General features: G+C 31.0%; 20 protein-coding genes and 1 tRNA gene. 9 read left to right on the top strand and 12 right to left on the bottom strand.

What is annotated here, in order from left to right; translation table 11 throughout:
- Nucleotides 1-25: 25 nt before the first annotated feature.
- Nucleotides 26-97: transfer RNA gene (locus ACJMLB_RS07615), tRNA-Gln, on the top strand.
- A 160-nt stretch (nt 98-257) separates the two neighbouring features.
- On the top strand, nt 258-407 hold the full coding sequence (locus ACJMLB_RS07610; RefSeq protein WP_295606583.1) for a hypothetical protein: 150 nt from the start codon (nt 258-260) through the stop codon (nt 405-407).
- 55 nt (nt 408-462) lie between these two features.
- On the opposite strand, the gene ACJMLB_RS07605 is transcribed toward ACJMLB_RS07610, so the two are convergent.
- The 3 genes from ACJMLB_RS07605 to dnaG form a co-directional block, all read right to left on the bottom strand.
- Nucleotides 463-1,722, bottom strand: a complete 1,260-nt coding sequence (locus ACJMLB_RS07605) for an ATP-grasp domain-containing protein (protein ID WP_405324950.1) — start codon at nt 1,720-1,722, stop codon at nt 463-465.
- A 62-nt stretch (nt 1,723-1,784) separates the two neighbouring features.
- Entirely contained in the window at nt 1,785-2,783 is a 999-nt protein-coding gene (gene xerA, locus ACJMLB_RS07600) for a site-specific tyrosine recombinase/integron integrase (protein WP_405324949.1), read from the bottom strand.
- A gap of 401 nt (nt 2,784-3,184) precedes the next feature.
- Complete coding sequence (dnaG, locus tag ACJMLB_RS07595; RefSeq protein ID WP_296855448.1) at nt 3,185-4,534, bottom strand: DNA primase DnaG; 1,350 nt, start codon at nt 4,532-4,534, stop codon at nt 3,185-3,187.
- 1,124 nt (nt 4,535-5,658) lie between these two features.
- Between dnaG and ACJMLB_RS07590 the strand changes: the two genes are divergently transcribed.
- On the top strand, nt 5,659-6,393 hold the full coding sequence (locus ACJMLB_RS07590; RefSeq protein ID WP_296855450.1) for an RraA family protein: 735 nt from the start codon (nt 5,659-5,661) through the stop codon (nt 6,391-6,393).
- A gap of 83 nt (nt 6,394-6,476) precedes the next feature.
- On the opposite strand, the gene ACJMLB_RS07585 is transcribed toward ACJMLB_RS07590, so the two are convergent.
- Entirely contained in the window at nt 6,477-7,205 is a 729-nt protein-coding gene (locus ACJMLB_RS07585) for an NAD-dependent protein deacylase (RefSeq protein ID WP_405324945.1), read from the bottom strand.
- Nucleotides 7,206-7,582: 377 nt separating this feature from the next.
- Here ACJMLB_RS07585 and ACJMLB_RS07580 point away from each other — a divergent pair, with 377 nt between their 5' ends.
- Together ACJMLB_RS07580 and ACJMLB_RS07575 are read left to right on the top strand one after the other, a co-directional pair.
- Entirely contained in the window at nt 7,583-7,957 is a 375-nt protein-coding gene (locus tag ACJMLB_RS07580; protein WP_405324943.1) for a Gar1/Naf1 family protein, read from the top strand.
- Nucleotides 7,958-8,086: 129 nt separating this feature from the next.
- Nucleotides 8,087-9,091: a transcription initiation factor IIB gene (locus ACJMLB_RS07575; protein ID WP_394349913.1), complete on the top strand. Its 1,005-nt coding sequence runs from the start codon at nt 8,087-8,089 to the stop codon at nt 9,089-9,091.
- 221 nt (nt 9,092-9,312) lie between these two features.
- On the opposite strand, the gene ACJMLB_RS07570 is transcribed toward ACJMLB_RS07575, so the two are convergent.
- Nucleotides 9,313-11,244 carry an MJ1255/VC2487 family glycosyltransferase gene (locus ACJMLB_RS07570; RefSeq protein WP_405324940.1) on the bottom strand — a complete coding sequence of 644 codons (1,932 nt, stop codon included), beginning with the start codon at nt 11,242-11,244 and terminating at the stop codon, nt 9,313-9,315.
- Between the two features lie 109 nt (nt 11,245-11,353).
- Nucleotides 11,354-12,496 (bottom strand): hypothetical protein, encoded by a 1,143-nt coding sequence (locus ACJMLB_RS07565; RefSeq protein WP_405324938.1) that lies wholly within the window; start codon nt 12,494-12,496, stop codon nt 11,354-11,356.
- 209 nt (nt 12,497-12,705) lie between these two features.
- Between ACJMLB_RS07565 and ACJMLB_RS07560 the strand changes: the two genes are divergently transcribed.
- Entirely contained in the window at nt 12,706-13,536 is an 831-nt protein-coding gene (locus ACJMLB_RS07560) for a sulfite exporter TauE/SafE family protein (RefSeq protein ID WP_405324935.1), read from the top strand.
- Between the two features lie 42 nt (nt 13,537-13,578).
- On the opposite strand, the gene ACJMLB_RS07555 is transcribed toward ACJMLB_RS07560, so the two are convergent.
- The 6 genes from ACJMLB_RS07555 to ACJMLB_RS07530 form a co-directional block, all read right to left on the bottom strand.
- On the bottom strand, nt 13,579-14,514 hold the full coding sequence (locus ACJMLB_RS07555) for a hypothetical protein (protein ID WP_405324932.1): 936 nt from the start codon (nt 14,512-14,514) through the stop codon (nt 13,579-13,581).
- Nucleotides 14,515-14,557: 43 nt separating this feature from the next.
- Complete coding sequence (locus ACJMLB_RS07550) at nt 14,558-14,881, bottom strand: YbjQ family protein (protein ID WP_405324929.1); 324 nt, start codon at nt 14,879-14,881, stop codon at nt 14,558-14,560.
- Nucleotides 14,882-15,014: 133 nt separating this feature from the next.
- Nucleotides 15,015-15,203, bottom strand: a complete 189-nt coding sequence (locus ACJMLB_RS07545) for a DUF2116 family Zn-ribbon domain-containing protein (RefSeq protein WP_295607685.1) — start codon at nt 15,201-15,203, stop codon at nt 15,015-15,017.
- Between the two features lie 148 nt (nt 15,204-15,351).
- The gene (locus ACJMLB_RS07540; protein WP_405324926.1) at nt 15,352-16,146 is read right to left on the bottom strand and encodes a TatD family hydrolase; all 795 of its coding nucleotides are present in this window, start codon (nt 16,144-16,146) and stop codon (nt 15,352-15,354) included.
- A 103-nt stretch (nt 16,147-16,249) separates the two neighbouring features.
- Entirely contained in the window at nt 16,250-16,927 is a 678-nt protein-coding gene (pyrH, locus tag ACJMLB_RS07535; protein ID WP_405324923.1) for a UMP kinase, read from the bottom strand.
- 134 nt (nt 16,928-17,061) lie between these two features.
- Entirely contained in the window at nt 17,062-18,012 is a 951-nt protein-coding gene (locus ACJMLB_RS07530; RefSeq protein ID WP_405324920.1) for a hypothetical protein, read from the bottom strand.
- A 340-nt stretch (nt 18,013-18,352) separates the two neighbouring features.
- Here ACJMLB_RS07530 and prf1 point away from each other — a divergent pair, with 340 nt between their 5' ends.
- From prf1 to ACJMLB_RS07515, 3 genes are all read left to right on the top strand, one after another.
- A complete protein-coding gene (prf1, locus tag ACJMLB_RS07525; protein WP_295607674.1) occupies nt 18,353-19,597 on the top strand; it encodes a peptide chain release factor aRF-1 in 1,245 nt (414 codons plus the stop codon).
- 18 nt (nt 19,598-19,615) lie between these two features.
- Complete coding sequence (locus ACJMLB_RS07520; protein ID WP_296855465.1) at nt 19,616-20,263, top strand: DUF655 domain-containing protein; 648 nt, start codon at nt 19,616-19,618, stop codon at nt 20,261-20,263.
- A 682-nt stretch (nt 20,264-20,945) separates the two neighbouring features.
- Nucleotides 20,946-21,371 carry a hypothetical protein gene (locus ACJMLB_RS07515; protein ID WP_295607667.1) on the top strand — a complete coding sequence of 142 codons (426 nt, stop codon included), beginning with the start codon at nt 20,946-20,948 and terminating at the stop codon, nt 21,369-21,371.
- Nucleotides 21,372-21,399: the final 28 nt, after the last annotated feature.

Raw genomic sequence — 21,399 nt, 5'->3', positions numbered from 1 at the left:
TAATACATACTATAATATGTTGTATAGTCCCGTGGGGTAGTGGTAATCCTTCTAGGCTTTGGACCCGGAGACGGCGGTTCGACTCCGCTCGGGACTATCAATTTTTTTAGAGGATAATTATAACACTGTTATATATTTTATGGCTATTTTTTATTATTATAAATTATTTTTTTAAAACTAGTTTTTTAAGTAAAATTTAATAAGTTCTTTTATGATATATTATATTGTATTCAATAAAGTTTTAAAATGGTGAAATTATGAGAAGAGACCCAATTCATCAATTTTTAAGAGATCCTGACAATAAGGCAAAATTATTCATGGGGATTACTGGTGCTATGATTATAACTACTTTCCTGGTGGTTATTGGTACTATCATGCTTATTTTAATATTAGTAGGAGTAATCTAATTTTAGATTATTTTACTTTTTTTAATTATCTCTTTCTTTAATTCAATTTTTTTAATTAGTCAATATTTTTATAAACTTCATCTTCCGCTATTTTTGCATCATCAATTGCAGTTTTCAAGTCTTCATTTGAGCTGATGATGGTTACTAAAGGCTGGTCTTTTTCTATTTTAACTCCTTCATAAGGAATGTCATATACATTTGGAATATTCAGATTTCCTATATTGACTTGTTTTCTTGCATAAATGATTTTCTTGATTGAATATTTGCTGGGATTTGGAATGTCAATGATTTCTCCTTCACAAGCCTGGATGTGTGCATTCAAGAGATTTATGCCAAGCACATTTTCAACCAATTCATATGTTCCTTGGAATCTTGGATTGATTTCAATGACTTCCAGTTCCCCGTCCTTATCTAAAATGTAGTCAACACCATTTGATCCGATAAGTTTGAATTGCCTTATCAAATCTTCAGATGTATTCTTCATCTCATCATTTAGTTCATTAAAATTAATGTTTTTAGTATTTCCATCATCACTATTTGTTTGATTATCATTAAACATTCTAAAGCTATTTTCATCCAGAGGTAAAATATTTCCAGAATATTCATATGATTCATTTCCCAAGTCATGTTCAGTTATCAATCTTGAATTGATCAAATTTTTTCTATCATTGTGACTTGACAATACTGATGATGACACATTAGTTCCTTCAATATGTTCCTGAAGTATATAGTTTTCAAGTGAAATATTTTGACAAATCTCATTCACTTGTTTTAATTCATCACAACTTTCATTATTTAGCAAGAAAATTCCTAACCCTCCACTTCCTTGAAGGGGTTTTAAAATAAATTGATTGTTGGTGTATTGTTGTAAAATTTCATTGAGTTCCCATACATCAGATGGTTGAAATGTAAGTGGAACGTTAAATTTGTTTTTCAGCTTATTGAAAAATTTGAATTTATTCTCAACACATTCAGTGTTCTTATTGCTACGAACAATTTTTCTAAATTTTTTAAATTCTCCAGAAAAATTTTTCGCATTTATTCCAGTGGTAAGTACAATCTTGTCAATTTCATTTTCATCATTATTTTGAAGAAGAAAATCCTTTGATAATTCAAGAAGTTTTTCCGGTGAATAATTTTCTTCAAACCTTCCACAGGATATGACACTTTCTTGATCTAAAACATGTTTCTCAGCATAAGGTACTTTAAAGTCTACAGTTTTAAAATAGCTTATAGAAAATGTTTTGTAATCTAATTTTAATGCAGAATTAACCATTGGTCTTGTGTCAATTCCCATAAGAAGCAAATTTTCCATATTATTCAATCCTTAATTCTTATTTTTCAAAATTCTAATTTTTATAAAATTTTCTAAGATTTCTAAAATTGATTTTCCTGTTCTCTTGCTTGATCATATACTGTTTTGATTGTGTCCATGTCTACACTGGTGTAAATCTGAGTTGTAGAAAGACTTGAATGTCCAAGGAGCTGTTGAATTACCCTTATGTCCACTCCATTCTTTAAGAGATGTGTAGCAAATGAGTGTCTTAATACATGAGGGGTGACTTTCTTTTTGATTCCTGCTTCATCTGCATATTTCTTAATCATCATCTGAACATATCTGGGAGTGAGACTATTTCCATTCTTATTTACAAAAATATATTCTGAATCCTGTTTATCCACTTCAAGGTAGTCTAATAAAAGCTTTTTTGTATGTTCATCAAAAAGAACAATCCTATCCTTATCCCCTTTACCTCTAACTCTAATGGTTCTTTCATCAAAATCTATGTCTCTTTTCAATAGCTTTACAAGTTCTGAAATACGAAGCCCTGTAGAGTAAAGCAGTGTTAGGATAACCTTATCTCTTCTTTTTGACTTTTGTTTAAAAGGAGTGTCATTTTCATCAATAGATACAGCCTCTATCAAATCCTTCACTTCCTTTTCATTTAAGGATTTAGGCAATGACTTTGTTCTCTTTGGATTTTTAATGTCCTCTAAAAAATAGATGTCATTGAATTCAAGGAATTTCTTTGAAACGACTGTAGTTAGGTAAATGTAATTTTGGGTAAGGTACTTGTCCCTTTTCAAGTCACGGATATACTTTCTGAAACTAGCTAAAAATCTTTTTCCATCATATAGGTTTTCCTCTTTTTTCATATAATTGATTAGGTTATGAATGATGGAACTGTATGTTTTTATAGTATTTTCTGAATAGTTTCTAATCTCTAGTTCAATTAAATAGTCTTCGAGCATGCTTTCAAAATCAAACACTTCCATCAAATGCTTTTTATCTCCATTTTCATCGATAACCGGCAGTTTGATTGGAGACTTTTGGATAGGTTCATTTGATAAGTTCAATTGCTCTGTAAAAAGATTCATGTTAATTCCTTCTTTAGATTCTTTCCAAACCCATTAATCTAAATTTAGGATAATTCTTTAAAAAATTTCTTTTCTTAAAATTGATTATTCAATTTTTTAGTATTAACTAATTAATTTATTAATTTTACTTCGTTATACCTAATTATATTCATGGTTTTATTTAAATATTTTTAAAATTAGTTTATTGAATCAGTAAAATAAGTAAAATAAGTTAAATAAGTTAAATAAGTAAAATAAGTTAAATAAGTAAAAATAAGTTAAATAAGTAAAAATAAGTTAAATCGTAAATTGTAAAAATTCGTAAAAAAATTAAAATTGTTAAAAAATAAAAAAAGAAAAAATATAGAAATAAAATAATTTATTTCTATTTGAATTTGGAATTAAATAGTCGAATAATCCATTTAGTTTAAAGTAACTATTCTGAGTTTGTCAGGTCTTTTAATTACTCTGCTTGATTTAAAAGCAACTAAGGTTTTGATTCCTTTGGAGTATGCAATGTCGACTAATCTTTGGCTGATTACACCATCGAAAATAACGGTGTCTGCATCAGGATTGTCTTGTTTTAAATCTTCGTAAAGGGTTTCAACATTAGTTTCTTTTAATAAGTTTAAAGAATCATCGTAGATTTCACTGTTTCCAGTTCCTTCTAAATCTTTTAACATGTTCTTTAATAATTTTATTCTACTATCTTGGATTCTGTCGTTTTGTCTGTCTCTACGGCCTCGGGAATTTCTATCTTTTCCTCTGCGATCGTTTCTTCCGTTTTTTCTTTCGAATTTGTCTTTACGATCGTTTCTGCCGTTTTTGTTTCCGTGAAATTTATCGGATTTGTTTAAGTTTTTTGCTCTTCTATCACTAGTTTTGCTAGTTCTGTTGATTTTGTTTTTTCCCACTTTGCCTTGAGTGTCTAAATTGAAATCAAGGTTGTTTATTACTTGTTCAGTAGGAGCTTTGTCTCTTAAAGCAATTAAAACTTCTTCTTTTTCTAAATCTTCAACTTCTTTGCCTCTTGGAGCTCTGGTAATGTAGTCCACATCTCCAACTTGCAAGAGTTCTTTTAAGATTAATTCTCCGCCACGGTCACCATCAACAAATGCAGTTACAGTTCTTTTTTTAGTTAATTCAGCTACACTGGTAGGGATATTAACTCCTTCAACTGCGACAGTGTTTTTAATTCCGTATTTTAATAAATTTAAAACATCATTTCTTCCTTCAACAACGATAATTGCATCGGAAGTGTGTACATTTGGACCTGCAGGAAGTCTTTCTGCTCCGAATTCAGAAATTTCATGAACTCTCATGGATTCTCTGATTTCTTCAATCATTTTCATGCTTTCAGGAGAGACAGTTTCCATCATGCCCATATAAATTTCTTTTGCACGATTAATAACTTGTTGTCTTTTCACAGCTCTTACGTCTTCAACTCTAAGAACTTCAATAGAAGCTTCACAAGGACCTACACGGTTAATGGTTTCTAAGGATGCTGCAAGGATAGCAGTTTCGATTCTATCTAAGCTAGATGGAATTACGATTTCACCTTTTGCACGTCCGCCATTTGAGTGAATGATAACTTGGATTCTTCCTATTCTTCCGGTTCTTTGGAGCTCTCTTAAGTCTAAATCGTTACTTAAAAGACCTTCAGTCTGTCCGAAAACCGCACCTACCACATCAGGTTTTTCTACGATTCCGTTTGCATTGATTTGAGCGTGAATAAGATATTTAGTTGTAGTTAATTCTACACCTTTTCCCATAATAAGCCTCCTTTGAGCTTTGTAATAGGATAATTTAAGGCTAGTTATTCGTAGAATTGTTATCATAACCAATATCTATCATGATAATTTAAAACCTTTGATTTTTATCCATAACACATGAATAATCTTGTTTTTTTTACATTCAGTTTTAAACATTTATAATTAATAATACCTCATTTTCTTAATTAAGCTCATCTTGAGCAATGATTTAAAATTAATTAGTCTAATTAAGATTTAGCATAATAACAATTTTACTACTAGCTTAATTATAATTAATTTTAATTAATAAATTGTAATCTATAATTTGTTAATTTATAATTGATTATAATTTTAAATTATACTGTAATTTGTAATAAATTGATTAATTAATTTTATAAATTAATTGATAAAAGCAGATACTAAGATTTATAGAATTCTTGAATTCAAATAGGCATTAGCTATTTAAAAACTTTGAAATATTCTATGATCAAATTCATATAAAAAAAGATATTTGTTTGATTAAAATTTAAAGAAAATCATTTAAATCCATAAATGGAATCAATGTTACCATTTTAATTTAGATTTGTTTTTTGTTTCTAAATTTGATAATGATCTTTTAATTAATCTCATGATTTTAATGATTGGTAAAAGTAGTTGAATATAATAGTTTAATTTATTTTTATATAAGCTAATTCAAATAACTCAATGAATAATTGTTCTTTTTATCTTATAATTAATGTAATCGTTTATTTAAGTAAAGATTTATTCTGAATTTATTTTATGATAATTAGTTTAATTTAATTAATAATAATCTATTTTCCTTTCACCTTAAGTCTTTAATTTTAATAATAATTGTAATAATCGTAATTAATAATGAATTAATTAATGTTTAAATTAATTAATAATGTAATTATAATTTCTATTATAATTTAATATCATTTTTATATGATTTTAGTATCCACATAATAATATCTTTATTATAATATATAAATTATTTTATATTTTTCTAATGAATTGAAAAATTTTTAAAATTTTTAGAAATATTTATTACATATCCTTTAGAAATTTAAGTGTAGGTAATTAATAATTGCATAATAATTTATTAATAATTTATTAATAATTTTATTTTTAAAAGAGGTGTTAAATTGGCTAAAATCACTCCTAAGACTTTATTGAAAAAATCATCCAAAGTGATTGACTTAGATGATGTAGATATTAGCAAATATGATTTTTCCATAGATGATTTGGATAATGAAAAAAGCAAGAATCATGCTTTATTGAAAAAGATTTTGGATTCAAGTTCTGCTTGTCAAGTGTCAGATGCTTACTCATCTGTCTCTGGCCGCAGTGGTGTTATAGATGGATTAAAACCTATGAATGACAATAAGGTTTATGGTAAGATATTCACTGCAAAGACCAATACTGATGATTGGGGAACTTCATTGATGGCTATGGACAATGCAGAAAAAGGTGAAGTCCTATTCATTTACACTTATGGAAAGCCTGCTTCAGTTTGGGGAGAGCTTGCTTCAACCTGTGCAGGTGAGAAGGGAATCGCTGGAACTGTTTTATACGGTTGGGCAAGGGATATGGATGCCCTTGTTGATTTGGATTATCCTGTATTTGCCCTTGATTACCTTCCAAATGCTGGAAAGGCATTAGGTCTTGGTGAAATTAACGTTGATTTGGAAATTGATGATGACATTATAAAACCAGGAGACTTCGTATTTGGAGACCAAAATGGTGTAGTGGTGATTCCTAATGAACTGTTTCATGAAACAATGGTGGCTACCTTTAACGTAAAGGTAAAGGAAAGCCATATCATTAAGGAATTGAAAAAAGGCAGATTATTATCTGAGATTATTGGTTTAAATAGATAATAATCTTTTTCTCTATTTTTTAAAGGCAAATTTTTCATTATTTTTTTATTTTATTTAATTTATTTTCTATTTTTATTCAATTATTATTCTATTTTCGTCTGTTCTAAAGTTTCTCCAATAGCGTCATTAATGACTAAACTTGCTAAATTGTCATAAGGGGTTTCGCTTTTATTGATTAAAACCAATTTTGAGCCATTGAAGTAATTTACCAATCCTGCAGCAGGATAAACGACTAGTGAAGTTCCTCCGATTATTAATGTGTCTGCATTAGCTATGTAATTGATGGATGAGCTTAAAACATCATTGTTCAGCGGTTCTTCATAGAGAACGACATCTGGCTTGATTATTCCACCACATTCACATCTAGGAACTCCATCGCTTTTTAAGATGAAATCCAAGTCGTATTCACTTTTGCAGAACTCGCAATAGTTTCTATGGATGCTTCCATGAAGCTCCAGAACATTCTTGCTTCCTGCCTTTTGGTGCAAGCCATCAATGTTTTGAGTGATGACTGCCTTTAGTTTTCCTGCTTTTTCTAGTTCAGCAAGCTTTAAATGAGCAGGATTTGGCTTTGCATCCTTGAAAATGAGATTTTCCTTGTAATAATTGAAGAACTCTTCGGTATGGCTTAAGTAGTAACTATGAGAAACAAGATATTCTGGACTGTGCCCATATTTTTCCAAGCTTTTAAACACTCCATTTTCAGATCTGAAATCAGGTATTCCACTTTCTGTTGAAACTCCTGCCCCTCCGAAGAATACAATATTATCGCTATTGTCTATAATTTCCTGTAACTCGCTAATTTTATTCATAATTTTATTTATGTTTTTGTTCACTATTATTTCTTATTATTCATCATTATTCTGATTATTGTCATTATTTCCTTTATTATCATTATTTCTTATTATTCATCATTATTCTGATTATTGTCATTATTTCCTTTACTATCATTATCTCTTTTTATTCTCTATCCAATTCCATAATCTTTATATATTACCCAATATAACTATTATTAATCAATTGTTTGTTGATTAGAGAATGAATATGGGATATATAAAGAGTTTTTATTAGGATTTTTTAGTAATCCTTTTTAAGAAGAAATTTTTTTATATATAAAGGCATCGAAATATTTATATACTATAATGTCATTATATTAAGATGTACTAATGTTTATTTTTAAGGTGATTTGATGAAATTTTTAGGAAACATCTCACACCTTGCCAATTCTGGAAAATTAATTGTCAAAACCACAAAGACTCCTCCTGCAGGAGCTTTTGTTTTTACTAATGATAAGCAGAAAATAGGTAAGGTATATTCTATTTTTGGCCCAGTTAAAAATCCATATGTTTCCGTAAATATTTTTAGGTCAGTAAATAGAAGAGATCTTGAAAGTAGACATGGTGAAAAGCTATTTGTTTCCACTAAAAGTGAAATGGAAAAGATGAATAGAAAAAATAAGAACTCTAAGTCTAAAAAGGGTTCAAAAGCTAATTCCAAAAATTCCAGGAATTCAAAAAATTCTAGAAGTAGGAAATCTTATTCAAGAAAAAGAAGAAACAAATAGTTTAATTTAAAAAACTTTTTTCTCTATTTATTTCTTAGAGAAAATTAAAAGTTTTTCTCTATTCATTTCTTAGAGAAAATTAAAGGCATTTCTCTATTTTTAGGGATAAAACTTAGTCAAATTGATATAATAGGAGAGATTAACACGAAAGAAGGATTATCTGATGAAGTTCTTCAAAATTCCAAAAGAACTTCAAGAAGAAGACAAAAAGATGACTCTGAGCCAGAAAAACAAACCGTATGTCCACAATGTGGTTCAACTGAATTAATTGGAGATTATGAAAGGGCAGAAGTGGTTTGTGCTAACTGTGGATTAGTTATTGATGAAAACCTTGTAGATATGGGTCCTGAATGGAGAGCATTCGACCATGAACAAAGAGACAAACGTACAAGAGTAGGTGCTCCTATTACTTACACTATTCACGATAAAGGTTTAAGTACAATGATTGATTGGAGGAATAAGGACATCTATGGTAGAGATATTCCTGCAAGAAACAGAGCTCAATGGTACCGTTTAAGAAAATGGCAAAGAAAAATCAGAATTTCCGGTGCTACTGAACGTAACTTGGCTTTTGCATTAAGTGAATTAGACAGAGACTCTTCAAGATTAGGTCTTCCAAGAAGTGTAAGGGAAGCTGCTTCTGTTGTTTACAGAAGTGCAGTGGAAAACAAGCTTATCCGTGGAAGAAGTATTGAAGGAGTTGTAGCTGCTTCTTTATATGCAGCTTGTAGAAGATGTAAAGTACCTCGTACTTTAGATGAAATCGCTGAAGTTTCTAGAGTAAGTAAAAAAGAAGTTGGAAGAACTTACAGATTCTTAACAAGAGAATTGAACATTAAATTACCTCCTACATCTCCAGTAGATTACGTTCCAAGATTCGCAAGTGAACTTGGTCTTTCTGGTGAAGTACAATCCAGATCCATTGAAATCATTGAAAAGGCAATGGAAAAAGGATTAACTTCCGGTAGAGGTCCAACTGGTGTAGCAGCAGCTGCATTATACATTGCATCTGTTTTATTAGGTGAAAGAAAAACCCAAAGGGATGTTGCAGAAGTTGCAGGTGTAACTGAAGTGACTATCCGTAACAGATACAAAGAACTTACTGAACAATTAGAAATGGGTGTAACTTTATAACACTCAATTCTTTTCTTTTTTTATTTCGATCATTTCATTTTTCAAGCTTTTTTTATCACATATATTTTTATTCGTATATTATGAAACTATTAAAAAAATTAAAATCATTTCTTAAAAAATTAATTAAAAAAAATTGATTTCATGTAAATCATGTAATTACATGAAGTATAAAAATAATAATTAAAAAATAGATTAAAAAGACTTATTTTTCAATTCAAGAGTTAATAAAGCTTTGAATATTTTTCAATGCTTAAGTCAAGATCTTTTAGGATTTCAGTATTGTCCCATGGTTCGACCTTGTTTAGATTTTCCTGATACTTGTCAAGATTATCTAAAAAGCCTTCAATCTTATTGACATCCAAGTCATCATGGGATTCTCCAAATCCTAACTTTTCAACATAGAAACCATTCAATATCTGTTCAAAGTTCTTATGGGCAGGAGTGCAGTAGATAGGCTTTTTAAGATATATTGCCTCTGAAATCATAGTAAACCCTCCGTTCACTATAATTGCCTTAGCTGTTCTCATGTCCTCAAAGATCTGCTTTTCATTAAATGACCTGTAAGTCAAGTTCTCATCGACATCATCCTTGTTGAAGCCATAAACGATGAATTTGTAATCAAGTTTCTTAAGCTCTTCCATAAGGTTTATGCTTGATTCTGCTGTTTGATAAACCAAAACATGGTCTCCTCCAACAGGTTCCAGTTTCATTATCTCTTCCCTTAATACTGGAGGGTAAAGTGCAGTCATGTTAGGATGCTTTAATGGAGGATAGAAGAATGTTGTGATTATGTGCCTTTTTGGTCTTAATATGTATGATTTGGTAACTGCCTTTGCAGTTAGCATATCCGCCCTGTGATGTGGAGGATAATCATATTCGCATTGGGTCAACATATGGATGTTGTCAAGACTGATCAATGGGATGTTCATGAGCTTGCTTAGCATACTTGCATAGTTCTCAAAGTCGGATATGATTATATTAGGCTTTATTCTCTTGCATTCCTTATATAAAACATTGTATCCTTCCTTTAAGTTTGTAGGATTTGCCTTCAATGCCTTAAAGAATGTTTTCTTGGTTCTAACCACGTTGTTCTCATAGACAGTATTGAATCCTCCAATCTCAAATACATTATCAAATTTATTGGATAGGAATTCATATGCCCTTTCACTGGAAAAGATATAAACATCATATTTTTTGGTTAAATGCTCTAGAATGACGCTGCTTCTGATTGCATGCCCCATTCCTTCTCCACAAACAGAATAGAAAATTCTCTTCCTGCCTTCAGATCCTGCTGCCTCTTTTATCACAAGGCCTGTTTCCTCTTCAGTGACTTCAATAAGTTCATTTTCTTTGATTTCTCTGTCCTTGAATTTATTGATTCTGTCTTTTAGCTTTCTGTTTCTGGATTTTTCAGCAATCTTTTCCATTTCCACACTATCAAGTGCAGATATTGGATCATGTCCAAACTCATAGCCTAAGTCTTCTGCTGTAGTTCTTTTTCCTCTAAAGTCATTTACAGTGCTTTTACCATATTGCTTAAGCAAGGTGTAAAGCCCTTCCTCTTCAAGCCTTCTGGTGGAAACCCCAATTCTTGCATTTCTAAGAACTTTAAATTCACTGATTTCAGCAACACGTTCAATATAATCAGTGTCTTCTCCGAAGTTCAGGTTCTCATCAAAACCTCCAACTTCATCATGCAATTCCTTTTTAGAGATTATTCCATAGCATCCCGCTCCATGGGGCTTTATGTTTTCAACAGCTATCATAAACCAGTTTGCAAGGTCATGAAGATACTTGTCTCTTTTCTTTTCAGAAAGGGGTGTCATTTGGGTAATTGCTATTCCCAATTCCTCAGACTCAAACTCTTCAACTACATTGCTTAAGTAATTTTCTGTCAATTCCAAATCAGAATCTAAAAATAGTAATATTTCACCTTGGGCGACTTCTGCACCTCTATTTCTTCCAGGTCCAGGAAGTCCTCCTTCCACAACAACACAACCATATTCCTTAGCAATCTCTCTAGTATTATCATTGGATTGTGCATCTGCGACAATAACTTCATAATCAGTAAAATCTTGGGATTTTATGCTTTCAAGCAATTTAGGAAGATATTCCTCTTCATTGTATGTGGGTATGATAATACTAATCTTCATTATAATCATCTCTGAATAATTAGATATGGTTGAATTGTTTTGTTTTTGTTATATATTTATTTAATAAAATTATTGTTTATAAATAATGATGATTTTTTTCATAATCTATTTATAAGTATGAATATATGTTCCAGCTAAGTGAGTACCAATCACATTTTCCATTCAAATCAATGGCTAAGTTATTTAACAATTCCATCTCATTATATTGATTTGAAAGATAAACTGTTGTTTTATTTTCATGATCTGTTAAATTTAATACATCGTATTGATTTAATCCATCAAGATCATGTGGGTAGCCTACATCTAATTCATAAGAATCAGGACAAGCTCCATAAAATGCAATTGAAAACCTTAAGATGATGATTAGAATCAAAGCGATATGTGGAATCAAAATCTTCAAATACTTTTTAACTGATTTTCCATTATCTCTTATTTTGCCTGTTAAAACATATTTAAGTACAGTCAATTCTTCACTCAATTGGCTTTTTATTTGATCTCTTTTTTCCTTTTCAGTAATGTAATCTGAAATTCCCTCTAAAATTTCATTATTATACATCAATATGAGTATTCCATAAATTCCTCCAACTGTTGGAGTTGCAAATAATCCCCCATCTATGAGTCCAATTATGCCGATTGTGCTTGTAACTGCTAAGAAGATTTTTGGTGCTGCTTTTCTCCTTTGCATTGAAATGATCATAGATAGATATGTGATAGGAATCAATATGAAGAGCAATCCAATCAAATCTGGAGTGTAAGCACTTAAAGAGCTTCCTGTATGGATTCCAGATGGGATGTAAGTTAAAAGCATTCCAAGAATCATTCCAAATATTCCTTTGTATAAGTGGGAATGGAGGATGCTTGTGCTTGTTTCACTTGGATTCATGATTACAAGGATTGTGTTCCAGTCTATTCCAAGTGAATTCCTTAAGTAGAATTCCATAACTATTCCTGCTATTGCAGTAAACAGTAGCAATATTAAAGATAATTTTAAGTAAAAATCCTTATCTTTTAGCATTTCTGGAATATGGAGATTTTTAAAATATCCATATATCTTTTCATTGTCTCCAAGTGTAGATATTATTATTGTTATTCCCAAAAGAACAAAAAAGAGAATGTCTTTTCCTTTTGAAGATCCCATTAGGATTGGTTGGGTAAATGGCCTTATGAATTGGTCTATTCCACTTAAGAAGAATAGCATTGCTCCAAAAACGATTAGAATTATTCCAAAAGGAATGTATTTGTTTATTTTCATAAGAATTTCCCCATATCAATTCATTTAATTTTTTTAATTTCTAATTTTGATATTAGTATCAATATTTTATTTTAATAATAATTAATTATTTATATTTTATTTTAAATATAAGTTTTTAGAGATTATTAATAAAAATGATTTTTTTTAAATATAAGTTTTTAGAGATTATTAATAAAAATGATTTTTTTTTAAATATTTGATGTGTAATCATGTTTCCAATTAGCTTTTATATAGGTTTGATTTTAATAGGAATATTTGCTGGATTCGCTTCAGGATTGCTTGGTGTAGGTGGGGGCTTCCTCATGGTTCCTCTCCAATTTTTCTTATTCAATTCTGTAGGGGTGGACCCTTCACTTGCTATGATGGTATCATTAGGAACCAGTTTGGCAATTATCATTCCAACTGCATCCTCTGGAGCTTATCAGCATCAGAAAAAGAATAAGTCCATTGTAAAGCCAGCTATCAGATTAGCTATTTTTGGAATCATTGGAGGATTTTGTGGAGGCCTTCTTGCAAATGTGGTTCCTTCAAGAATCTTGCAGATTATCTTTGCATGCCTGCTCTTTATTGTAGCGTTGGATATGCTCTTTGGCTCTAGAACTGATGGCGAAAATGCATTGATTGATTTCAATATATTTAGTGCAGCAATTGTAGGTTTTTCAATAGGAATTGTCTCTGGCTTGCTTGGTGTAGGTGGTGGAGTGTTCCTGATTCCAGCACTTTGCATATTGTTTGGATTCAGCCTGATTCAAGCTATTGGAACATCTTCAGTTTTCATTGCATTGACCGCTATTGGGGGGCTAATTTCATATATTTACACTGGTTGGTCTGTTAACCCAATGCATTATTCTTTAGGGTATGTAAGCTTGGTGAATTTAGTTCTTATTGTACTGTTTTCAGTTCCTATGGCAACATTAGGTGCAAAATTAGTTTATAAGGTGCCTAAGGAAAGATTAAAACAGATATTCTCCATAATCTTGATTTATATGGCAATAAAAATGATTGGATTTGACCCAATAGCTATTCTATTGGGCTTATAAAAATAGATATTTTCTTAATTTATTTCTTATTCTTTTTAGTAATTATAAGGAACTTACATCCTCTTTTTCTTCAAATATGACTCCAGTTCCTCTCATAACTACATGAGCTAAGTTTTCTCCCTTGCTTGGACCTAATGTTTCAATTGACATATTCAAGTTCAATAGGCCATTGCATCCATCTGCCCTTAATTGCTTGATTAATTTTAGCAATGCCTTGTCTTCAGCAATTTTTGTACAAATAAGCAATTCCTTTTCCATTGAGTCTTCAATTCCAGACCTTATTTCTTCTCTTCGTTTAACGGAAAAGATATGTGTTGATTCATAGACTCCTTTATATTCAATTATGTTCAATTCTTTAGGAGAATCTTCCATAGTCAATATCAAGACTCCTAAATTATTCATATCAAGTTCCCTGTCATAAAAACTGTGTATCTTTTTGGTTTGCTTTTCGTTATATATCTCTTTAGTTTTTGGCTCTTTCTTGAAGATTTTCTCATATGTATTCCATATGAAACGTGTAATCTTCTTGAAGACACCTGTAACATGGGAGATAATAGCTAAAATTGTTGCGATAAGGAAATAATTCACAGCAATAGGAAATGCAGCTTGAAGGATTATGACTATGCTTCCTGCTGTAATGACATTGAATCCTAAAGTTGGGTTTGCTATGATGAATCCATAGATAACTGTAATTAAGAAAAGAATAAATGCACTGATTGCACCGGTACTTTCTTCAAGATACCTTTTTGCAGCTAGGCTTTCAGCATATCCTGCAAAAAGTGGAGATAAGACCAATCCGAAGTTCCATCCGTAAATGTCAAAGTGAGTGTATAGGCAAATTACATAGGTGACTATACCTACTATTATCCCTATATCAATGCATCCTAGCTCTTTTAGGAATACTTTTCTCTCCTCTTCATCCTTGAGACGTTTAGAGATGGATAAATCGTTAACTTTCTGTTTGATTTTATTAAGCATTTATTCACTCATTAAAAGTTGGTTTGAAAAAAAGTTTAATGGATTATTTGTAACTTACAGCGGTTCCGTATACAGTTACTAAAATGGTGTTTCCCATGGTACCTCCGAGGTTGTTGTAGGATATCTTAAGTCCTATGATTCCATTGGCACCAAGTTCTTTAGCCTTGTTTTCCATAGTTTCGAATGCTTCATTTCTTGCTGATTCAAGCTCTTCAGCATAAGTGCTGGTTCTTCCTTCCACAACGTCTCTAACTCCAGAGAATAAGTCTTTATATATGTTGGATCCAATTAATGATTCTCCATTAACCAATCCATGATATTTTACAATGGTTTTGTTTTCTAAAGTACTTGTTGAGGACAATAACATTTTATCACTTAAAATTGTCTGATTTTAAAAAAATAATTATAATTTGACTTTTTGTTTTAAAAAATATTGTTAGCTATTAAGTTTAATTAATAGCTATTTACTTGTTTTTTAATTTTATTTATTAATAGTTAATTTATTTAAAGAACATGAAATATGCCCATACGAGAATAAATACTACAATTACACCAAAGAGCATTATTCTGCTTTTTCTGATGTTTTTCTGGTTTTGTTCTAATACTTTTTGACAATCTGCAGAGCAGACTCTTTCTTTCATTGGTATTGGGGTGCCGCATACTGGGCAATGTTTATGTGGTTCTACCATATTTCTCACCTTTTTATTTTTTGATATTTAATTAGTTTAATAGTTTAATTAATTTAATTGATTATTAATTTAAATTTTAATTAATTATGTTCTATTATTTTAATATTAATTTAATATTATTTAAAAATTGTCTAAATTTAGTTTAAACTTAGATATTAAAGAATTTTCTTGTTGTTTCACTTACCTTTTTGCCAAGCTCTTCACTATCCATTCCTTTGTACTCAGCTATTGTATTTAGGATATGTGGCAAGTATTCCGGTTTGTTTTTGTTTGATTTTGGCTTTTTAGGGAAGTTCCTTGGAATCAGGAATGGTGCATCAGTTTCTATCATCATCTTTTCAGGAGGAATCACGGTAACAGCTTCCTGCAGTGACTGGCCTCTTCTTTCATCGCAAATCCAACCTGTCACTCCAATGGAGCAGCCTAATTCTAGGTATTTTTCAGCTTCCTCTTTAGTTCCTGTAAAGCAATGGACACAAGCCTTTTCACACATATTTGGGTACTTTTCGAGTATTTTAACCAAATCTTCATGTGCTTCACGTTCATGCAGGAATAGTGGCATATCCAATTCCTCTGCAAGCTTCACTTGCTCTTCAAACCATTTTCTTTGAACATCCTGTGGTGAATAGTTTCTGTTATAGTCAAGACCGCATTCTCCAATAGCAACCACACAGTCCTCTTTTGCAAATTCCCTTAAAGTTTCTATTGTGTTTTCATCACAGGTCTTAGCATCGTGAGGATGAACTCCTGCAGTTGAGAATAGAACTCCTTTAAACTGGTCTTGATTTGCGAAATTGAGAGCTGTTTCGCTTGAGTGGATATTGGTTCCAGTAATGATGAACTGGCTTACTCCAACATCATTTGCATTTTTTATGATCTCTTCTCTGTTTTTATCAAAGGATTTGTGCATTAAATTTAATCCTATATCAATTAACCCAGTCATTTAAATCACTCAAAATAAGAATTAATAAAAAATAAAGTTGTTTTTGTTAGTTTATAAGAGATATTTTTAGAATAAAAAATATTAAAAAAAGTAAATGTGTTATTTATTCAGAAATAACACGGGTTCCTATTTTTTCACCTTTAATGGCTCTTATTAGGTTTTGAGGTTCATTACCATTAGCTATTACGGTTTCTAAATCAGAACGCTTAATCATTTGAATTGCAGTTGTATCGATGAATTCATAGGTTCCTGCCTTTACATCATTTCCGCTGATGATTTCCATCATGTCAGAAGCTGTGATTTCCTCAATCAATTCCGCATCATCATATTTTTTAGGATCTTTAGTGTATAATCCGTCTACAGCGGTTAGGTTAACTAAAAGGTCTGCTTGAACGTATTCTGCCAAGATTGCAGATACTGCATCGGTACTGTGTGCAGGTTCAGTTCCGCCCATAACAATTATTTTTCCGCTTGCAGAAAATTCCAAAGCTTCCTGGAAGTTATGGGGAACCCTTTGATAAGCTGCATCACCAAGTGCAAGCAATAAGAGCTTTGCATTCACTCTAGTAACTTCTATTCCAATATCATCACATTTAGCTTCTCCAGCACCGAGGTCCCTTACAACTCCTATGTATTCTCTTGCAGGTTTTCCTCCACCTACAACAACAAATATTTCATGCTCTTCACTTTGTTCCTTCAAGAGCTTTGCATATTCCTTAAATCTTTCAGCGTTGTAATCCTGTAATAATATTGATCCTCCGATAGCAGCTACGATTCTCATAAATTCACCTTTTAATTAAGTTTTAATAGTTTAGTTAGATTAAGTTTTTTTAAATAAATTTAAATTTAGTAGAAATTTAGTTAAATTACTTAATTTATTACTTTAATTTATCTATTTAATTATATTTAAATTTACTATTGTATTGCTCTAAACCAACTGAAATTTTCTCCACCAAAATAGCTTACCAAAATTGATGTGATGATTGCGAGAATCAATATTATGAGTGCTGATTGAGGAGCAAGTAATATGAAGAATATGATTGCTAAAACACATAATGCATAGAATATTGCTTTTGTATTTCCTTTTCCATTATCATTTAGGATTGTTAGAATTCCTAAAACTATTGGTGCAAAGATAAGCCCAAGTATTATCCATAAGCATTCTCCTAATGGAACCAAATTGTAAACCGGCATATTAAGCAAATCCATATAAAGATAAGCTTCCAATACAGTCATTATTAATCCAAACACTCCACCCGCTATTGCTTGAGCCATTGTATGCTTTTTAAGTGTGAATCTGCTCCAAATGAGTATTGGATAAAGCAATCCAACTAAAGCACCGATAGGTCCAAGAAGCATGATTAGAGCTGCTACAGGGCCTGTAAGTCCAGTTGTGTGGATGCTGATTTTCCATTTAGTGGTAATTAGCATTACAATGAATGTGTTAACAGCATAACAAAGTATTAGAACAATCAGGAAATTGGAGACTCCAAGAATCCATGCAATTATAAAACCTATTAAGTAAGACACGACTCCAACAATAAGTGGAACGAAACGGTCTTCCCTATTTGAAATGTCTTTGTCTGTGTCTAATTTCCTTGCCCAATGAAGGATGATTGCCATTGGCAATATGGATGCAAAGATAAGTGAAATCAATTCTGTTATGATGAATTGGGTCCAATTAAAACTGAATCCACTTGTAAATGGAGTTCCATCACATGCAAGAATTATACAAATAATTAAAAACAAAGGGATTGTAATTATAGGAGGATTTGTAAAAATAGAGATTGTATCAGCTATTTTAAGTTTCTTCTCATCAGTTTCATCATATCTGTTTTCAGTATTGATGTCTTTCAAGCCAAACAATTGTTTTCCTCCTTGAAGTTCAAAAAAAGTCTTATTTAAATAATCTTATATCATTTCAATTATTAATATTTTCTTAAAATATTTTGATTTTCATCATTACTTATATAAGTAACTTATACCAATATATAATATATTATATCAATTTAAGGTTATTATTATGGTTTGACAAAAATTTCTATTTTAGTGAATAATTTTCTTTAAAAGTTACGTTTTTAGTAATTTTTCTATGAATATTTTATTTTAAAAGTTTTGAATAATCTTAAATTATATTGTTTTATTTTAATTTTTTATATTAATTACTTATCAAAAAGTTATTTATCATTTTTATCAGGTGTTATAAATGAGTGAGGTATCCTCAAAGGAATTATATGAGTTTAAAAAGTCATTGAAGGAATTGGCGGAAAAGAAAGGAAAGGGAACAGAACTCGTTTCCATGTACGTTCCTCCAACTAAACAATTAAGTGATATCATCAAGCAGATGAGGGATGAATTGGGACAAAGTGCTAACATCAAGAGCAAAACCACTCGTAAGAATGTTCAATCAGCTATTGAGGTAATCATGCAAAGAATCCGTATGATTACAAACGACAACAAGGAATTGCCGAATGGTTTTGTATTGTTCGTTGGTATGATTCCTAAAGGCGGTCCTGGTACTGAAAAGATGGAAACTGTAGTTATCGAACCTCCTGAAGAGATCCAAACTTACAGATACATTTGTGACAGCACATTTTTCCTTGAGCCATTAGAAGACATGATTGCTTCAAAGGAAGTTTACGGTATTGCTGTAATTGACAGAAATGAGGCAACCATCGCTACTTTGAAAGGTAAAAGAATCAATGTTGTAGCAAACTTAACCAGTGGTGTTCCTGGAAAGCATAAGGCAGGGGGACAATCACAAAGAAGGTTCGATAGGGTCATTGACCAATTGGCTCACGAATTCCTGAAAAGGATAGGCACTCACATGGATGATGAATTCCTTCCAATCAAGGATGACTTGAAGGGAATTGTTCTTGGTGGTCCTGGAGGAACTAAAGAGGATTACTATAATGGAGATTACATGCATTATGAGCTTAAGGATAAGGTAATCACCACTGTAGACACTTCCTATACTGGAGAATTCGGTATCAGGGAAACCATTGACAAGGCATCTGGTGCTTTAGAGGAATTAGGAGTTATCCAAGAGAAAAAGCTAGTCCAAAGATTCCTTGCTGAGCTTAGGGATGACCATGGTTTATATTCTTATGGTGAAAAGGAAGTAAGAACCAATTTGCAAATGGGTGCTGTAGACATTCTTTTGCTTAGTGAAGACTTAAAATCCAAAAGGTTAACCTTGGATTGCCAAGCTTGTGGCTTCCATGCCGAAGTCACTCAAAAGGAAGGTCAAAAGGTAGAGGATTTAACTTGCCCTCAATGTAATGAGAAAATGAAAATCACTCAAGAGGAAGATCTAATCGAAGATTTGGCTAATATCGCTGAGGATTTAGGTTCTAGTGTAGAAATCATTTCCACTGAAACCGAAGAGGGAAGCCAATTGTATAGGGCTTTCGGTGGAATCGGTGCTATCTTAAGGTATAACGTAAGATAATTTCCGGGGGTGTTTTTTATGAAAAATGAAAATTTCGGTTTGGTTTTAAGCACTAAAGACAGTGATGAAAAAAAGACTGCCCGTATTATTGGAACAGATTACTTCATATTGATGGATTTGGACTTGAATGATGATGTTGAAGTTAAGGTTCAAGACAAGATTCCTCTTGGAAAGGATAGTGAATTTGTCAAGCAGGAAAGAGCTCATTTAAGTTATGATGACTTAAGCAAGGAACAGGAATTCGAAACTGAAAAGGCTGTTCACAGCATTGTAATTGCCAATGAACCTAAGTATGTAAAGTTCTTCAATGAGCAAAGCAAGGAAGCAAGCAAATTGCACTTCTTAGATGGAATCAGCAGAAAGTTAGGATCTAAAATCTTAACTGAGAAAGAGCTTAACGGTGACTTTGAAAGCTTTGAAGACATTGACAATAGAATCAGTTTCATTGAAAGCTCTGAGGAATTGATTGTAAAAAGAGTTCTTTATGAATTGGCTGAGCTTCCTAAAGAGAAAAAGGGAAGGCCTTCATATCTCTTTACAATTGTCAAAAGATCCAATAAAAAAGAAGTTCAAGAGTATGATGAATTCGTTACAGATGACAGTCGTTTCATTGAAATGATTAAGGAAAAAGGACTTCTTGAAAAAGAGGGAAAACGTATCAGATAATTGTTTTTCTCTTTTATTTTTTATTTTTATTCTATTTTTAGATATTTTTTATAATTCAACGGTTTTTTTTATTTAATGCTATTCTTGTCTGTTTTTTTATTTAATGCTATTTTTTTATAATTCATGGCTGTTTTTTTTTTATTTAATGCTATTTTTTTATAATTCTTAAACTATTTTTTAATACTATTTATTATTTTTTTAATTTTCAAAATTAGTCCTCTTTTTAATAGGGGGTGTGGGGATTAACAAATATATTGAGTTTAGGGTTTTTGTCAAATATGTAATTATTGAGTTTGATTCATTGAGTGAATAAATGCTTAATAAGTTGTTTAGTTTAAAATTCTTTAAAGGTATTTTATAAATGTTAATCCCATACCTTATTCTGTCATTATTCTAATTTAAATCTTTCTATTTGATTTCTAAACGATTATAATTTCTTCTTTTTGTCTAAAAATTAATTTTAATTTGTTATTTTTATTTTAATTAGCATATTGATTTTATTTCATTATTTTTATTCAGATTATTATATTGATGTCATTTTGTAAATTATATTGATGTCATTTTGTAAATTATGTTGATGATTTAGTAAATTGTGGATGTTATTAGTAAATTTTGATTTGATAAAATTTATATTTATAAAAAATTATAAAAAGATATATAAATTCAATATAAGAGGCTTTTTATGTCTAATCTAAACACATGTTCTAATGAAAAGTTATCATTCAAATACAGCGATGAGTGGGAATTGGAAGAAGTCCCATTGGAAAACAATCCTGATTGCATAGCTACTTTAAGCTATGAGGATGGCAGTTTATTGAATGTAATTGCATTCCAATCTGAGATGCCTTCACTTGAGGATTTCAAGGAAATCATTGAAGAAAGCCTATTGAATGATAACGCTCAAATAGTATCTTCTGAAATTGCAAATGTTGGCAAAAGGAAAAGCATTCAGACACATTCAAGGATTTCAATTCCCGAAATTGATTTTGAAATGTTTTCAGTTGTATTTTTAGAGGATGGTTTTGTTTATATATTTGAACTTAGGACAGTTAGTGATATAGTTTCCAAATTTATGGAAATAGTCAGAACTTTTGAAATAATTGAATAAATCTGTTTTTTTAAACAATTGGTTGTGG

This window comes from Methanobrevibacter sp., from assembly GCF_045114555.1.
Lineage (GTDB): Archaea > Methanobacteriota > Methanobacteria > Methanobacteriales > Methanobacteriaceae > Methanobrevibacter.
Note: the sequence above shows the minus strand (reverse complement) of the source record. Positions and strands in the feature narration are given on the sequence as shown.

Bases quoted from the DNA above. Each gene is read 5' to 3' on its own strand.
- ACJMLB_RS07520 (WP_296855465.1), top strand. From the start codon at position 19,616: ATGAAAAATGAAAATTTCGGTTTGGTTTTAAGCACTAAAGACAGTGAT.
- ACJMLB_RS07515 (WP_295607667.1), top strand. From the start codon at position 20,946: ATGTCTAATCTAAACACATGTTCTAATGAAAAGTTATCATTCAAATAC.
- ACJMLB_RS07555 (WP_405324932.1), bottom strand. From the start codon at position 14,514: ATGCTTAATAAAATCAAACAGAAAGTTAACGATTTATCCATCTCTAAA.
- ACJMLB_RS07580 (WP_405324943.1), top strand. From the start codon at position 7,583: ATGAAATTTTTAGGAAACATCTCACACCTTGCCAATTCTGGAAAATTA.
- ACJMLB_RS07540 (WP_405324926.1), bottom strand. From the start codon at position 16,146: ATGACTGGGTTAATTGATATAGGATTAAATTTAATGCACAAATCCTTT.
- ACJMLB_RS07545 (WP_295607685.1), bottom strand. From the start codon at position 15,203: ATGGTAGAACCACATAAACATTGCCCAGTATGCGGCACCCCAATACCA.
- ACJMLB_RS07585 (WP_405324945.1), bottom strand. From the start codon at position 7,205: ATGAATAAAATTAGCGAGTTACAGGAAATTATAGACAATAGCGATAAT.
- ACJMLB_RS07550 (WP_405324929.1), bottom strand. From the start codon at position 14,881: ATGTTATTGTCCTCAACAAGTACTTTAGAAAACAAAACCATTGTAAAA.
- ACJMLB_RS07610 (WP_295606583.1), top strand. From the start codon at position 258: ATGAGAAGAGACCCAATTCATCAATTTTTAAGAGATCCTGACAATAAG.
- ACJMLB_RS07560 (WP_405324935.1), top strand. From the start codon at position 12,706: ATGTTTCCAATTAGCTTTTATATAGGTTTGATTTTAATAGGAATATTT.
- xerA (WP_405324949.1), bottom strand. From the start codon at position 2,783: ATGAATCTTTTTACAGAGCAATTGAACTTATCAAATGAACCTATCCAA.
- dnaG (WP_296855448.1), bottom strand. From the start codon at position 4,534: ATGGGAAAAGGTGTAGAATTAACTACAACTAAATATCTTATTCACGCT.
- prf1 (WP_295607674.1), top strand. From the start codon at position 18,353: ATGAGTGAGGTATCCTCAAAGGAATTATATGAGTTTAAAAAGTCATTG.
- ACJMLB_RS07570 (WP_405324940.1), bottom strand. From the start codon at position 11,244: ATGAAGATTAGTATTATCATACCCACATACAATGAAGAGGAATATCTT.
- pyrH (WP_405324923.1), bottom strand. From the start codon at position 16,927: ATGAGAATCGTAGCTGCTATCGGAGGATCAATATTATTACAGGATTAC.
- ACJMLB_RS07565 (WP_405324938.1), bottom strand. From the start codon at position 12,496: ATGAAAATAAACAAATACATTCCTTTTGGAATAATTCTAATCGTTTTT.
- ACJMLB_RS07605 (WP_405324950.1), bottom strand. From the start codon at position 1,722: ATGGAAAATTTGCTTCTTATGGGAATTGACACAAGACCAATGGTTAAT.